General features: G+C 30.1%; 15 protein-coding genes. All 15 read right to left on the bottom strand.

The genetic code is table 11. The features are described 5' to 3' along the window. Positions 1-13 precede the first annotated feature (13 nt). Positions 14-757 carry a polysaccharide deacetylase family protein gene (locus IC175_RS13675; RefSeq protein WP_227434229.1) on the bottom strand — a complete coding sequence of 248 codons (744 nt, stop codon included), beginning with the start codon at positions 755-757 and terminating at the stop codon, positions 14-16. A gap of 384 nt (positions 758-1,141) precedes the next feature. Continuing rightward, a complete protein-coding gene (locus IC175_RS13670) occupies positions 1,142-2,542 on the bottom strand; it encodes an MDR family MFS transporter (RefSeq protein ID WP_227482251.1) in 1,401 nt (466 codons plus the stop codon). Between the two features lie 47 nt (positions 2,543-2,589). Continuing rightward, positions 2,590-3,006 carry a MarR family transcriptional regulator gene (locus tag IC175_RS13665; protein WP_227434330.1) on the bottom strand — a complete coding sequence of 139 codons (417 nt, stop codon included), beginning with the start codon at positions 3,004-3,006 and terminating at the stop codon, positions 2,590-2,592. Between the two features lie 157 nt (positions 3,007-3,163). Continuing rightward, positions 3,164-5,275, bottom strand: coding sequence for a polyribonucleotide nucleotidyltransferase (pnp, locus tag IC175_RS13660; protein WP_227823662.1), 2,112 nt, complete (start codon positions 5,273-5,275; stop codon positions 3,164-3,166). 124 nt (positions 5,276-5,399) lie between these two features. Further along, positions 5,400-6,245 (bottom strand): DegV family protein, encoded by an 846-nt coding sequence (locus IC175_RS13655; RefSeq protein WP_227434226.1) that lies wholly within the window; start codon positions 6,243-6,245, stop codon positions 5,400-5,402. A gap of 238 nt (positions 6,246-6,483) precedes the next feature. Then, positions 6,484-6,741: a 30S ribosomal protein S15 gene (rpsO, locus tag IC175_RS13650; protein ID WP_227434225.1), complete on the bottom strand. Its 258-nt coding sequence runs from the start codon at positions 6,739-6,741 to the stop codon at positions 6,484-6,486. 103 nt (positions 6,742-6,844) lie between these two features. After that, the gene (locus IC175_RS13645; protein WP_227434224.1) at positions 6,845-7,774 is read right to left on the bottom strand and encodes a bifunctional riboflavin kinase/FAD synthetase; all 930 of its coding nucleotides are present in this window, start codon (positions 7,772-7,774) and stop codon (positions 6,845-6,847) included. Between the two features lie 131 nt (positions 7,775-7,905). After that, complete coding sequence (gene truB / locus IC175_RS13640; RefSeq protein WP_227434223.1) at positions 7,906-8,811, bottom strand: tRNA pseudouridine(55) synthase TruB; 906 nt, start codon at positions 8,809-8,811, stop codon at positions 7,906-7,908. A 12-nt stretch (positions 8,812-8,823) separates the two neighbouring features. Then, the gene (locus tag IC175_RS13635; RefSeq protein WP_227482249.1) at positions 8,824-9,807 is read right to left on the bottom strand and encodes a DHH family phosphoesterase; all 984 of its coding nucleotides are present in this window, start codon (positions 9,805-9,807) and stop codon (positions 8,824-8,826) included. Continuing rightward, on the bottom strand, positions 9,788-10,168 hold the full coding sequence (rbfA, locus tag IC175_RS13630) for a 30S ribosome-binding factor RbfA (RefSeq protein ID WP_227434221.1): 381 nt from the start codon (positions 10,166-10,168) through the stop codon (positions 9,788-9,790). The genes IC175_RS13635 and rbfA overlap by 20 nt, the downstream gene beginning before the upstream one ends. 42 nt (positions 10,169-10,210) lie before the next feature. Beyond that, a complete protein-coding gene (infB, locus tag IC175_RS13625) occupies positions 10,211-12,151 on the bottom strand; it encodes a translation initiation factor IF-2 (protein WP_227434220.1) in 1,941 nt (646 codons plus the stop codon). A 21-nt stretch (positions 12,152-12,172) separates the two neighbouring features. Next, positions 12,173-12,484, bottom strand: a complete 312-nt coding sequence (locus tag IC175_RS13620) for a L7Ae/L30e/S12e/Gadd45 family ribosomal protein (protein ID WP_227434219.1) — start codon at positions 12,482-12,484, stop codon at positions 12,173-12,175. Then, a complete protein-coding gene (gene rnpM, locus IC175_RS13615) occupies positions 12,474-12,755 on the bottom strand; it encodes an RNase P modulator RnpM (protein ID WP_227434218.1) in 282 nt (93 codons plus the stop codon). The genes IC175_RS13620 and rnpM overlap by 11 nt, the downstream gene beginning before the upstream one ends. 6 nt (positions 12,756-12,761) lie before the next feature. Continuing rightward, the gene (nusA, locus tag IC175_RS13610; RefSeq protein ID WP_227434217.1) at positions 12,762-13,916 is read right to left on the bottom strand and encodes a transcription termination factor NusA; all 1,155 of its coding nucleotides are present in this window, start codon (positions 13,914-13,916) and stop codon (positions 12,762-12,764) included. Between the two features lie 29 nt (positions 13,917-13,945). After that, positions 13,946-14,407, bottom strand: a complete 462-nt coding sequence (gene rimP / locus IC175_RS13605; protein WP_227434216.1) for a ribosome maturation factor RimP — start codon at positions 14,405-14,407, stop codon at positions 13,946-13,948. Positions 14,408-14,476 lie beyond the last annotated feature (69 nt).

Below are 14,476 nucleotides of genomic sequence, written 5' to 3'. Positions count from 1 at the left end.
TTTTATACTTTGTCTACTTAAATACATCACTAAGTTTACCTGGTTTTAATCCTTTTTCTCTTACAATTGCTATAATATCATCAATACATTTTGTCGTTGCATCAGTTGGATGCATTAAGATTATACTACTATCTTTAATATCTTTTTTCTTCATTCTATCTATAATTACTTCTGGTTGATCTTTATATTTCCAGTCTATAGTATCAGCATCCCATTTAATTGAAGTATATCCTAATTCTTTAGCTGCCTTCACTGTTTCTGCTCCAAAAGAACCTGCTGGAGCTTGAAAAAACTTAGTCTTTTCATTTATAATTTCTTCAATTATCTTTTTAGAGGTTTCTATTTGTTTATAGTTATCTTCATATGATAGTGTCGAATAATCTAAGTGTTTGTATCCATGATTTCCTATTTCATGTCCTTGTTTCTTTATCTTCAATAGTTCATCTTTGTTTTTTTCTGCCCACTTCCCAGTTACATTAAAAGTAATTTTTACATTCTCTTTTTTGAGAGTTTCCAAAATAGATTCTATGTACTCTGTTTCCCATCCAAGGTCTACGTTGCATGTTAATGCAACGTAGCCACTTTTATCTTTTGTGCCTCTCTCATATGGTAAATCTACTCCATTAAATAAGTTGAAAACGGGCTTATTGTTAAACAATTTTAATACCATTACCCCTCCTGACAATCCTAATAATATCACTAAAATTAGTATTATAATTTTTTTGAGCTTACTCTTATTAAGTACCATCATTATCATTAAAACTCCCCCTAATTATGTACAAATTGTTTCTTATTTAATACTATTAAAGGAAAGCTCTATTTATGCACTAAATATAACATAAACCTTTCTCTGTATATCAATAAAAAATTATCTTAAAAATCTCTTAACTAAACCTCTATTATTAAAAAAATTTTAAATTAGCTATTTATTTTTCCTATTATTTTAGAATTTCCTATAGTACTTCCTTCCATTACCTTTAATATAAGAGGACATAATACATTTTATATAAAAAGCCTCTGTTAGCAAAAGTAACATAGGCTTTTAATTTCATATTCAAAAGTTTAATTTCATACTTGAAAATTTATTATAATAACTAGAACATGTTTATGTAATTGTGCTTTTAAAATCTACAAATCAGCTTTAGTTTGTTGATTTCTTTAAACTTTTTCTTTCTATAAAAAAGAAAGCCACTAAAAGCTGAACTACTGCAACAATTGAAATACAAATAAATGCAACATCCATTCCAAATACATTTGCTGTAGCATTTGTCATACCTCGTGATGTTACTGTAGCAGTTGTCATTACTGCAACAAAAACTGCTGAGCCAATAGCACCAGCTATTGTACGCAATGAAGTAAGTAATGCTGTTCCGTGAGCAATATTTTTTTCACCAAGCACACTCATTCCCCAGGTAACAATAGGCATCATAATTAATCCAATAGCTATCAGACGTATAATATAAAAAGCAGAGATATACAATACTGAAGTATCTTCTCCTACAAAAGATACACCAAGACAACTTATTGCCAAGAATATACTTCCACATACAACTAGCTTTCGTATTCCAAACCTATCATAAAATCTACCTGCAAAAGGACTTATAAGTGCCATTACAAGAGAACCTGGCATCATAATGAGACCACACTTAGTTGCTGAAAATCCTCTTACTGTCTGGATATATATTGGAATTAAAGTGGAACCTGCCATCATTACAACATATAAAAGCATACTTATAATTACAGCAAGTCTATAACTTTTATTTTTAAGAATACGAAGTTCTAGAAATGGCTCTTTTGAGTGAATCTGACGTAAAGAAAATACTATAATTGATACTATCCCTACAAATAATGGTAAAGCAATATTTATACTAAAAAACTCAGTTGTCCCAATATTCCCAAGCCCAAGTAAAAGACCACTAAATCCTACTGCACATAAAATCATAGAAAACGTATCAAATGATTGTTTTTTTGTCTCTATTACATTTTGTAACACTCTAGATGCTATAATAATATCAATAATACTTATAACTAAAGAAAACCAAAAAATAGCTTGCCAATTAAAAATATCAATGACAATTCCTGCTAGAGTTGGAGCAAATATTGGAGCAGCACCAGCAGCCAAACCATATATACCCATTATAGAGCCCATTTGCTCTGCAGGATAAATTGTTAAAATTATTACTTGTGTCATGGATAGCAACACTCCATTCCCCATTGCTTGCAATATACGCCCAAACAAAAGGGGTGTAAATGAAGATGCACTAGCAGAAAGCAACAATCCTACAGCAAAAAGACTCATAGCACTAATGAAAAGTGGTTTTGTTGGAAATCTCCTAATCAAAAATGCAGTGGCAGGAACCATAATTCCCATAGCAAGCGTATATGCACTAGTAAGCCATTGAGCTGTTGTGGCTGATATATTTAAATCCCCCATCATAACTGGCAATGCAGTAGTAAGAGATGTCTGAAGTAATGAGCCAACTATAGAACCAATCAATAGTACAGCAAAAATCATATTTCTAGATTGCTTATTTAAACTCATGTCTTTACCTTCTTTCTGTTTTTATTAGCAACACTTAAGAAATATCTCTATTTTTTATCTTCAAAAAACTTTATAATCTTTTTTTGAATACGTATGTAAGCAATAGCATCTTCTGGACCTAGTGCTTTTAAAAATTCAACTGTATACTCTAAAAATTCTTTTTCATTTATTTTCTGCTGTTGTATTCCCTTAGGCATTAATTGAACTAGTGTCTGTCTACCATTTTGTGGGTCAACACAGCGTTCAATCATTTCCTTTGATTCTAATTGATTAAGAATAGCAGACATTCTAGCAGTACTAACATTCATAGTACTACTTATTTCTTTTGGATTTACTTTTTTATTATTTTTAGATAAATAACCCAATACAAATTTTTCACCACTTTGTATATCTGCAATTTTATCTTTATGTGGTATTTTTACCATCAACGTCTTAACCTTTCCAAGTTCAAGTGCTAATTTCATATAGTCCACATTATCACCTCCTTAATTGCTAATACTATTAGTAATTTACCATATGTTGTAAATAAAATCAATATTAACACGATATTTAATAGTCATTATCATATTAGCAATAAAAAAAAGCAAAACCCTAGGATTTTGCCTTTAATTATTTAATATATTATTTATTTTTATGCTCTGGTTTTGGTAAAAGAACTTTTCTAGATAAGTTAACTCTTCCTTTTTCATCTATTTCTGTAACTTTAACTTCAACTTCATCTCCTATATTTAACACATCTTCAACCTTAGCAACTCTTTCATGAGCTATATGAGATATATGAAGTAATCCTTCTTTTCCTGGAAGTATTTCAATAAATGCTCCAAAATTCATTATTCTACTTACTTTACCTTTATAAGTTTTTCCTACTTCTGGTTCAATAACTATATTATTTATAAGTTCTTGAGCTCTATTAATCATATCAATTTCAATACCTGATATGAATACTTCTCCAGTTTGTTCAATATCTATCTTAACTCCAGTTTCATCTATTATCTTAGTTATTATTTTTCCACCAGGTCCTATTACATCTTTTATTTTGTCAGGATTTATTTGCATTTTAACAATCTTAGGTGCATATGGTGAAAGCTCTGGTTTTGGTTGAGATATAGTTTTTCTCATTTCTCCTAGTATATGGATTCTACCTTCCTTAGCTTGTTTTAAAGCACGTTGTAGAACTTCTTTATCTATACCATCTATTTTTATATCCATTTGTATCGCAGTTATACCATGCTCTGTTCCAGCCACTTTAAAGTCCATGTCTCCTAAGTGGTCTTCCATACCTTGTATATCTGAAAGCACTGCTACTTTACCATCATGCTTTATAAGTCCCATTGCTATACCTGCAACCATGTCTCTTATAGGTACACCTGCATCAAGCAGAGATAATGTTGAGCCACATACACTCGCTTGAGATGTAGAACCATTTGAACTCAATACTTCAGAAACTAATCTAATAGCATAAGGGAAGTCTTCTTGAGATGGTATCACTGGTAGTAAAGCTCTCTCAGCTAAAGCACCATGCCCTATTTCTCTTCTACCTGGACCTCTTGATGGTCTAGCTTCTCCAACACTATATGATGGGAAATTGTAGTGATGCATATATCTCTTGTTTTCTTCTTCATCTAATCCATCTAACTTTTGAACATCTCCTAAAGCACCTAAAGTAGCTACATTAAGTACTTGAGTTTGTCCTCTAGTAAATATAGCTGAACCATGAGCTCTAGGTATCATACCAGTTTCACACCATATAGGTCTGATTTCTTCTAATTTTCTATTATCTGGTCTTACATTTTCATGCACTATAAGTTTTCTTACTTCTTCTTTTATTATATCTTGTAATACTTCCTCTATATCACCAATAAGTTCTTCAAAATTTTCAATAGTTTCTTCAAAATGAGCTAGAGTTTCTTCTTTAACTCTATCCATCTTTTCCATTCTTTCTAGTTTTTCAAAAGTTTGAACTGCGTCCTTCATCTTAGCAGTTGCAAATTCACGAACCAATTGAGTTATTTCTTCTCCTGCATGGTATAATTCAACAACAATTTTTTCTTTTCCAACTTCTGCAACTATACCATCTATAAATTCAACCACTTTTTTTATTTCTTGATGAGCGAATAAAATAGCATCAAGCATTATATCATCTGGAACTTCATCTGCTCCAGCTTCAACCATCATTATTGCTTCTTTTGTACCTGAAACAACTAGATGCATTGAACTTTTCTCTCTTTGCTCTGCATTTGGATTTACAACAAATGCACCATCTACAAGACCAACACATACTGAACCTGTTGGACCATTAAATGGTATATCTGATATAGAAAGTGCTATAGATGAACCTATCATTGCTACTATATCTGGTGTGCAATCTTGATCTACTGATAAAACTGTTGCAACTACCTGAACATCATTTCTAAATCCTTTTGGAAATAATGGTCTTATTGGTCTATCTATCAATCTTGATGTAAGTATCGCTTTTTCTGAAGGCTTACCTTCTCTCTTTAAAAAACCTCCAGGTATTTTACCTACAGAGTATAATTTTTCTTCATAATCTACACTTAAAGGGAAAAAGTCTATTCCGTCTCTAGGCTTAGCTGACTTAGTTGTATTTACCATTACCATACTGTCGCTGTATCTAACTATACAGCTACCGTTAGTCATTTCACAAATTTTTCCTATTTCTACAGAAAGTTCTCTCCCTGCGAAATCCATTTTAAATATTTTATGTTCAAACATTAATGCTTGTCCTCCTCTTATTAAAAACACGTATATCACTCTATTTACTATATTATCAAAAATACTATAAATTAACAATATAAAAATTATCTTTGCCTATATATGCAAGAAGCTTATATTCCTGCTAATTAGAACAACTTATAGCTAATATATCTGGCCCTGTATGAGAGCAAATAGAAACTCCACCTCTAGTAAACAAGACTCTTCTTGCTTTTATTCTTTTATTTACTTCTTCTTTTAATATTTCACAATCATGTAGATTATCTCCACACCCTATTGTTACTATTTTCCCTTCTAAAGACCCTTCATTCATTTCTAAAATTATATCTACTAGTTTACTTGCTATATTTTTTACTCCTCTGACCTTGTTTACCAACTTAGCTTCCCCATTATCAAAGAAAAATATAGGTTTTATATTCAACATATTTCCTATTAAAGCAGTTGCTACTGGAACCCTTCCACTTTGTTTTAAGAAATCAAGGGTATATGGAGCAAAAAGTAATCTTATACTGCTACGAATGTTTTCTAACTCATTTATTATTTCTTCAAACCCCAAACCTTCTTCAACAAGTTCACAGGCTTTTATAACATATTGCCCACTACCAAGTGATAAGTTTCGAGTATCAAATATATGTATTTTTTCTTTTTCATTCATATCATTCTTAGCTATTACAGCACTTTGAAAAGTTCCTGAGGCATTTGATGCACCTGTTAAACAGATTATATGATATCCCTCTTCTATAAACTTATCAAATACTTCTTTAAACTCCATATATGTAGCTTGTGAAGTCTTAGGTATTTGTTTTATTTCTTTTACTTTCTTGTAAAACTCTTCTTTATCTATATCCACTCCTTCTATGTATTCTCTATCATTAAAAATAACTGTAAGTGGAACTATTTCTATATAATCTTTCTTTGATATTTCATCTGGAATATCGCACAAACTATCACATACTAACTTTATTTTCAAAATAATTTCCTCCTTATTCTAACTAAATATTATAGTATAAAGTTTCTATATTTATCTTGTCTTTCCTTTTTAATTGCTTATGTATTTATATATTACCTTATATTCTTACCCAATATTATTCATTTTATAATTTTTTATAATGTATAAATTACTTTTATTATTAACTATTTTACTCTATAATAAATTAACTATAAAAAAGCAGGTATACACTATACCTGCTTTTTTATAAAGAATGAAATTACTTTCTTAATCCTAATTTAGCTATTAATGCTCTATATCCTTCAAGATCTTTTTCTTTTAAGTAAGCTAATAAGTTTCTTCTTCTACCAACCATTTTTAATAGTCCTCTTCTTGAATGGTGGTCTTTCTTATGAGTTTTTAAATGTCCATTTAGATCATTTATTCTAGCTGTTAATAAAGCTATTTGTACTTCTGGAGAACCAGTATCTCCTTCAACTCTTCCATATTCTTTGATTATTTCTGTTTTGTTTATCATTTAGATTACCTCCGTATTTTTTTAGAAACGCCTATTACTAAGCATTGATTGGAGTATTCAAAAGCTGAGTAATGGTTATTTTCCTTAATCATTTTATCATACATTACCTGTTTTTGCAAACATAGTTTTCATATACATAGTTTATGTCATTAGACAATTGATTTTTTAAGTCATCTATTGAATTAAATTTTCTCTCATCCCTTATTCTTTCCAAAAATTCAACAATTATATTTTCACCATAAATATCTCTGTCAAATTCTAAAATATTTGTTTCAATAGACAAAGATTTTCCATTAACCGTTGGGTTGTAACCTACATTTGTAGCACCAAAATAAACCTCATCTCCAATATGTACAATAGAAGCATAGATACCTCTCTTTGGAATGAGCATATTATTCTTAAGGTCAATATTTGCTGTTGGGAATCCAATAGTTCTTCCAAGGTGTTTAGAATGTATAACACAGCCTTCCAACTTGTAATTACGACCTAAATACTCTTTGACATTAGTCATATCACCTTGGGATACTAAACTTCTAATATAAGTACTACTCACTCTTACATCATTTATTTTGATTGGTTTTATTACTTCCACCTCAAAACCAAATTCATCTTCTAAGCTTTTTAATAGATTGACATTACCTTCCTTCGCTCTGGCAAACGTAAAGTCATGTCCAATTACTATTTTTTTAGCTTTTAATTTTTTTACTAGTATCTCCTCTACAAAATCCTTTGCAGGTATTTTGGTCATATACTCATCAAATGGTATGATTACAACTATATCTATTCCCAATTCTTCCAATAATCTTATTTTGTCCTCATTGCTTATAATATTTTTTGTTGAGTTTGGTCTAAAGTAGTTTACAGGATGATTTGCAAATGTAAATACAATACTCTGTATATTTTCTTTTTTTGCATATTCAACTGCTTTTTTTATAAGAACTTGATGTCCTTTGTGTATGCCATCAAAATTCCCTATGGTAATGACACTTTCTTTTATGTTTGCTATTTCTGCTATAGATTTTATAATCACCATAATAAATTTTCCCCGCTAAAATTATAATTTACTCTTAACTTATTCACAAACTATTATAGCATAAGTAAAAGAGATAGACTATAGAAGTTATTATAGTACTATCTCTTTTGGTGTTTTTTCAAATACATTGATTATACAAACATCTTATCACTTTTAACACTTATTGTATTATTATGTTTTGATAATTTTCCTAATCCTAAGAAGTTATCTTTACTGTATACTCTTACAAATTCATCATCTTTACTGAGATTGTTCTTTAAAAATCTCTTATCATCTATTGAACCACCATTACTATAATATTTTATAGCATTAGGGTTTAATACAATATAATTAAACGAATCCAATACATAATCTATATCATATAAATGTTTATCCAGAGTTTCATTTGCATAAAATAATTCTAATTCTTCCAGCGTTATCGAATTTTCCAAGTTAAATTTGCCAGAAGATGTTCTATTTAAAAACGACATATGTCCTCCACACCCTAGATATTCTCCTATATCATGGCAAATGCTTCTCACATAAGTCCCTTTAGAACATTCAACATAAAACATTACTTTATTACCTTTTATACTAAGGATTTTTATATCTTTTATGTTTATTCTTCTAGTTTTTAAAGTAATCTCAGAGCCTCTACCACTTCTTACTAAATCACACATTCTCTTTCCATTTACTTTTAAAGCTGAGTAAATTGGAGGAAGTTGATCTATTTCACCTTTTTGCGTATCAAAAGCTCTTTCTATATCTTCATTACTTAACTTAAAATCATCAACTTTTTTTATAATTTCGCCAGATGAATCATAGGTATCTGTACTTATACCTAAAGTAAGTTCACATATATACGATTTATCTTTGTTTAAAATAAGTTCACATACTTTTGTAGCTTTTCCTATACATATTGGTAAAACACCTGATGCATCTGGGTCAAGAGTACCTGTATGCCCAACTTTTTTCATATTTAAAATCTTTCTTACCCTACTTACAACATCATGAGACGTCATACCTGTAGGCTTCAATATATTTATAATCTTATTCATTTTATTGTCACCTTAAATTGATTTTAACACTGCCTCTAATACCATTTTTTTAGCATTATCAATACTATCTTTGATAGTGCATCCAGCAGCTCTTATGTGACCACCGCCACCAAATACCTTAGCTATTTCACTTACATCAACATAATTTTTTGACCTAAAACTCACTTTAATTTCATCTTGTTTTTTTTCTTTAAATAAAATTCCAACTTCAATATCCTTTATATCTCTAGTATATGTTGTTATACCATCAACATCATTGAAACTCATGTTATTCCTATTCATCATATCCTGAGTTAAAATTATACTAGATACCTTTGAATCAAATATCTCCAAAGATTTCAAAGCTTCACCTAATAATTTGTAATAATCAGAAGAATTACTTTGATATATATTTTGTATTATAGTATTTTTTTCTGCACCCAAAATAAGTAAATCCTTTGCCATTTCAAAACTACTTGCATGCACATTTGAATAGGAAAAATTTCCGGTATCAGTTACAAGACCTGTGTATAAACATGTTGCTATGTCTTTATTTATAATCTTAATGTCTTTTATTTCTTGAAATCTAACCAATAAATTATACACTAGTTCACAAGTAGAAGATGCATCAATATCTACATAGTTTAAGTCTCCATATGAATCATTACTTGCATGATGGTCAATACAGATTACTTTTGATGCATTATTTTTGATTTCATCACTTACACATATTCTCATCTTATCTCCACAGTCAAGTGCAATTAGAGAATACTTATTTATATCAAATTCATGAGACTTATAAATTTCTATACCTTCAACTAAAAACTTTAAATTCAATGGAGCTTCATCATCAAGTACATAATATACATTTTTCCCTAAATTTTTTAGTGTATAATACATTGAAAGTGTGGAACCAATATTATCTCCATCTGGACTAATATGAGAGGTAACTATAAAATAGTCACCTTCATATATATAATTTATAATACTATCAATATTATTCATCATAATTTTCATCCTCATTTTTTTGAGTATTTTTTTCATTTACTCTCTTTATAAGGCTATCCATATACATTCCTTTTTCTATTGAATCATCAAGTTTAAATATTATCTCAGGAATATATCTAAGCTTTATATTTTTTCCTACTTCTCTTCTTATATACCCTCCAGCACTCTTAAGTCCTGCTAATGTGGATTCTTCATCTCCACCTAGAATACTTACATATACATAAGCATATCTTAGGTCATTTGTAACTTCTACATCAGTTACACTTACCAAAGATGTTATTCTAGGGTCTTTTACTCCATTTATAAGCATAGTGCTTACTACTTTTCTTATTTCTTCTGCAATTCTTCTTGTTCTATTATATGATGCCATACCATCGACCTTCTTTACTAACTGATTTTCTTTGATACGAATTTATAATTTTCTTTCTACTTCTTTAGTTATATAAGCTTCTACTATGTCGCCTTCTTTTATGTCATTATAATTTACAAAACTCATACCACATTCGTATCCAGAATTAACTTCTTTTACATCATCTTTAAATCTCTTAAGTGCTGCCAGTTCACCTTCATGTATTATTATACTATCTCTAACTAATCTTATTTTACAGTTTCTAAATATTTTACCATTAGTTACATAACATCCAGCTACTGTTCCAATACCAGATATTTTATATATTTCTCTTATTTCAGCTTTTCCTGTTTCTTCATCAACATATTCAGGGTCTAACATACCAGTCATAGCAGCTTGTATATCTTCTATAGCTTTGTATATTATAGTATATGTTCTTATATCAACATTTTCCTTTTCTCCTAGAGATTCTGCACCTGGAACTGGTCTTACATTGAATCCTATTATTATTGCATTAGAGGCTGCTGCAAGTAATATATCTGATTCTGTTACAGCTCCAACACCTCCATGTATTACTTTAACCTGTACTTCTTCATTTGATAATTTTTCTAAAGATTGTTTAACTGCTTGTACTGAACCTTGTACATCTGCTTTTATAACTATGTTAAGGTCTTTTATAGCACCTTCACTCATTTGACTAAATAAAGCATCTAGTGATAATCTTTGAGTTGATTTTAACATCTCATCTCTAAATAATTGTTGTCTTCTTGCTGCTACACTTCTAGCAATTTTATCTGTTGGAACCTCAACAAATTGGTCTCCACCTTGTGGAACTTCTGATAGCCCTAATATTTCCACTGCTGTAGATGGACCTGCTGTTTTTACTCTTTTTCCTTTTGCATTTATCATTGCTCTAACTTTACCACATGCAACACCTGCAACAATTGGATCACCTACTGTTAGAGTACCACCCTGAACAAGTACTGTTGCAACTGGACCTCTTCCCTTATCAAGTTCAGCTTCTATAACAGTTCCTACTGCTCTTTTATTTGGATTGGCTCTTAATTCTTCTATTTCAGCAACCAACAATACCATTTCTAAAAGTGTATCTATTCCTTCTTTTTTCTTAGCTGATACTGGAACTGCTATTACTTCTCCACCCCAGTCTTCAACTAATAATCCCTGGTCTGCTAATTCTTGTTTAACTTTATCTGGGTTTGCACCTGGTTTATCTATTTTATTTATAGCAACTATTAAAGGTACTCCTGCTGCTTTAACATGGTTTATTGCTTCTACTGTTTGAGGCATTATACCATCATCTGCTGCAACAACTAATATTGCTATATCTGTAACTTGTGCTCCTCTTGCTCTCATTGATGTGAAAGCCTCATGCCCTGGTGTATCTAAAAAGACTATTTTTTGTCCATTAATTTTAACTTCTGAAGCACCTATATGCTGAGTTATTCCTCCAGCTTCACCTGAAATTACATCAGTTTTTCTTATTGCATCTAGTAAAGATGTTTTACCATGGTCAACATGTCCCATAACTGTAACAACTGGTGGTCTAGGTTTTAAATCCTCTTCATTATCTTCTTCAATTTCCATTAAAGCTTCTATTTCTAAAGCTTCTGTATCATCACTTTCTGCTACTGTTAATTCAAATCCATAGTCTTTGGCAGCTAAAGCAGCAATCTCAAAATTTATCTCTTGATTTATTGTTGCCATAGTTCCCATTTTCATAAGCTTCATAATTATTTCTGATGGAGATTTATCTAATTTAGTTGCCAATACTTGTACTGTCAACTGTCCATCTATTTCTATAATATTTCCATTTTCTTGAGATGAATCTTCACTTAACACTTCAAGTGCTAATTCTAACGCTTCACCTTCTAATACTGAATCTTTGTCAGTTACATTAATATCTAATTCAGCTAACTTATTTATAAGCTCTTCATTTGATATATTTAATTTTTCTGCTATTTGGTATACTCTTGTTTTTGACACAAGATCACCCCCTATTTTATTTTAAATTTCTATTAGTTCAATTATCTTTTTAGCAAAATTTTCATCTTTTATTCCTACGACTGCTCTTGGAGATTTTCCTATTGCAAATCCTATTTCATCTTTTGTTGAAAAAAATAGATATGGAATATTTCTAAAAGTTGATTTATCTTTAAAAAGTTTTTTTGTGTTATTTGATGCATCTTCTGCAATTAAAATTAATTTTACTTTTCCTTTTTTTAAGTCAAGCAAAGTTGAATCATCACCAGACACTATTTTACCTGCACGAGTTGCGAGTCCTAAGAACGAGTGTATCTTTTCTTTATTATTTTTCATATTCTTCTAACTCCATAAGTAGATTATCATAGACTTCATCAGGAACATCAATTTTAAAAGCTTTATTTAATGCTTTGCTTTTTATAGCTTTTTTTAGACATTCAGAGCTTTTGCACACATATGCTCCTCTTCCATTAGCTCTTCCTGTTGGGTCTAAAAATATTTTTCCTTCTTTATTTTTAACTATTCTTATAAGCTCTTTTTTAGAGTCTCTATCTTGACACGCTATGCATTTTCTTTGAGGCACTTTTTTTACTTTTTTCAAAGCCATCCCTCCTTACTCTTCTTCTTTGAAATTATCATCTGAGATATCTAACTCATCTTGATTGATAAATTCAGCTTTAATACCCTCATCTTCTATTTCTTTGGAATTTTCAAGATTTATCATTTCTTGTTCTGCTTGAGATTCGCTCTTAATATCTATCTTCCAGTTTGTCAATTTTGCTGCAAGTCTTGCATTTTGGCCTTCTTTACCTATAGCAAGTGATAGCTGATAATCTGGAACAATAACTAAGGCAGATTTTTCATCTTCATTTATATCTACTTTAACAACTTTTGATGGGCTAAGTGCTGCTGATATAAACTCTGCTGGATTTTCACTATATTTTATTATATCTATTTTTTCATCACCAAGTTCATCCACTATATTTTTTACTCTAAGTCCTTTTGGACCTACACAAGCTCCAATTGGGTCTATTTTTTCATCTATAGATCTTACTGCCATTTTAGTTCTTGACCCAGCTTCTCTTGCTACTGATTTTATTTGAACTATACCCTCATATATTTCAGGAACTTCTTCTTCAAATAATCTCTTTACTAGACCTGGATGACTTCTTGATACAACTATTTGAGGTCCTTTGTTAGTCTTTTTAACTTCAAGTATATAGAATTTTATTTTTTGACCTGCTTTATAATTTTCAAATGGGATTTGTTCACTTTGAGTCATTATCCCTTCTATTCTTCCAAGATTTACATAAACAATATTTTTATTTGCTCTAGCAACCTCTCCTGTAACTATTTCATTTTCTTTTTCTATAAATTCATTATACACTATTTCTCTCTCAGCTTCTCTTATTCTTTGAACAACTACTTGTTTTGCTGTCTGAGCTGCAATTCTCCCAAAGTTTTTAGGTGTAACTTCATGCTCTATAATATCACCCAGTTCATAATTAGGGTTTATTTCTCTAGCATCTGCTAACTCTATTTCTAAGAAAGTATCATACAAGTCTGATTCATCGACAACTACTCTTTGAGAAAACACCTTTATATCGCCTTTGTCTCTATCAAACTCAACTCTAACATTTTGTGCTGAACCAAAGTTTTTTTTGTATGCAGTTAAAAGAGCTTGCTCTATAGTATCTATAAGTATTTCTTTATCTATACCTCTATCAACTACTAATTCATTTAGTGCTTCCATAAATTCATGATTCATTTTTTATTTCCTCCCTATTTAATATACCACTAAAACTTTATTGCTAATCTAACAATAGCAACATCTTTTCTATTAAATTCCATTTCCTCACCATTTATAATGATTTTTATATTATTATCTTCTGTTAATCCTACAAGTTCACCTTCAAATTGTTTACATCCATTTAATGGTTTATATAATTTTAAATCTACATCTCTACCTTGGTATCTAGCAAAATCTCTGTCTTTTTTTAGTGCTTTATCAAGCCCTGGAGAAGATACTTCTAAGAAATAATTCTCTTTTATAGGGTCTTTTTCGTCTAATATTGGGCTTAGTTCTCTACTAACTAATTCACATTCGTTTAAAGATATTCCTTCTTCTTTATCTATGTATACTCTTAAGTAGTATTCTCCCGCTTCTTTTACATATTCAACATCAACCATTTCAAATCCATGTTCATCCGTTATTTTAGTTACAATTTCTTCAATTGCTACTTCTAAATCTTTTTTCATTAAATTACCTCCTATTCAATTGTAAATGACTATTTTAAATTTATTAAATAATTTTTAAATTAAATGTAT

This window comes from Clostridioides sp. ES-S-0123-01 (assembly GCF_020658415.1).
GTDB lineage: Bacteria > Bacillota > Clostridia > Peptostreptococcales > Peptostreptococcaceae > Clostridioides.
The sequence above is the reverse complement of the archived record's forward strand: the minus strand, read 5'-3'. Positions and strand labels throughout refer to the sequence as shown.

Excerpts from the sequence above, each read along its gene's own strand:
- IC175_RS13675 (WP_227434229.1), bottom strand. The coding sequence starts at position 757 with ATGATAATGATGGTACTTAATAAGAGTAAGCTCAAAAAAATTATAATA.
- IC175_RS13670 (WP_227482251.1), bottom strand. The coding sequence starts at position 2,542 with ATGAGTTTAAATAAGCAATCTAGAAATATGATTTTTGCTGTACTATTG.
- IC175_RS13665 (WP_227434330.1), bottom strand. The coding sequence starts at position 3,006 with ATGAAATTAGCACTTGAACTTGGAAAGGTTAAGACGTTGATGGTAAAA.
- pnp (WP_227823662.1), bottom strand. The coding sequence starts at position 5,275 with ATGTTTGAACATAAAATATTTAAAATGGATTTCGCAGGGAGAGAACTT.
- rpsO (WP_227434225.1), bottom strand. The coding sequence starts at position 6,741 with ATGATAAACAAAACAGAAATAATCAAAGAATATGGAAGAGTTGAAGGA.
- IC175_RS13645 (WP_227434224.1), bottom strand. The coding sequence starts at position 7,774 with ATGGTGATTATAAAATCTATAGCAGAAATAGCAAACATAAAAGAAAGT.
- truB (WP_227434223.1), bottom strand. The coding sequence starts at position 8,811 with ATGAATAAGATTATAAATATATTGAAGCCTACAGGTATGACGTCTCAT.
- IC175_RS13635 (WP_227482249.1), bottom strand. The coding sequence starts at position 9,807 with ATGAAAATTATGATGAATAATATTGATAGTATTATAAATTATATATAT.
- rbfA (WP_227434221.1), bottom strand. The coding sequence starts at position 10,168 with ATGGCATCATATAATAGAACAAGAAGAATTGCAGAAGAAATAAGAAAA.
- IC175_RS13620 (WP_227434219.1), bottom strand. The coding sequence starts at position 12,484 with ATGAAAAATAATAAAGAAAAGATACACTCGTTCTTAGGACTCGCAACT.
- rnpM (WP_227434218.1), bottom strand. The coding sequence starts at position 12,755 with ATGGCTTTGAAAAAAGTAAAAAAAGTGCCTCAAAGAAAATGCATAGCG.
- nusA (WP_227434217.1), bottom strand. The coding sequence starts at position 13,916 with ATGAATCATGAATTTATGGAAGCACTAAATGAATTAGTAGTTGATAGA.
- rimP (WP_227434216.1), bottom strand. The coding sequence starts at position 14,407 with ATGAAAAAAGATTTAGAAGTAGCAATTGAAGAAATTGTAACTAAAATA.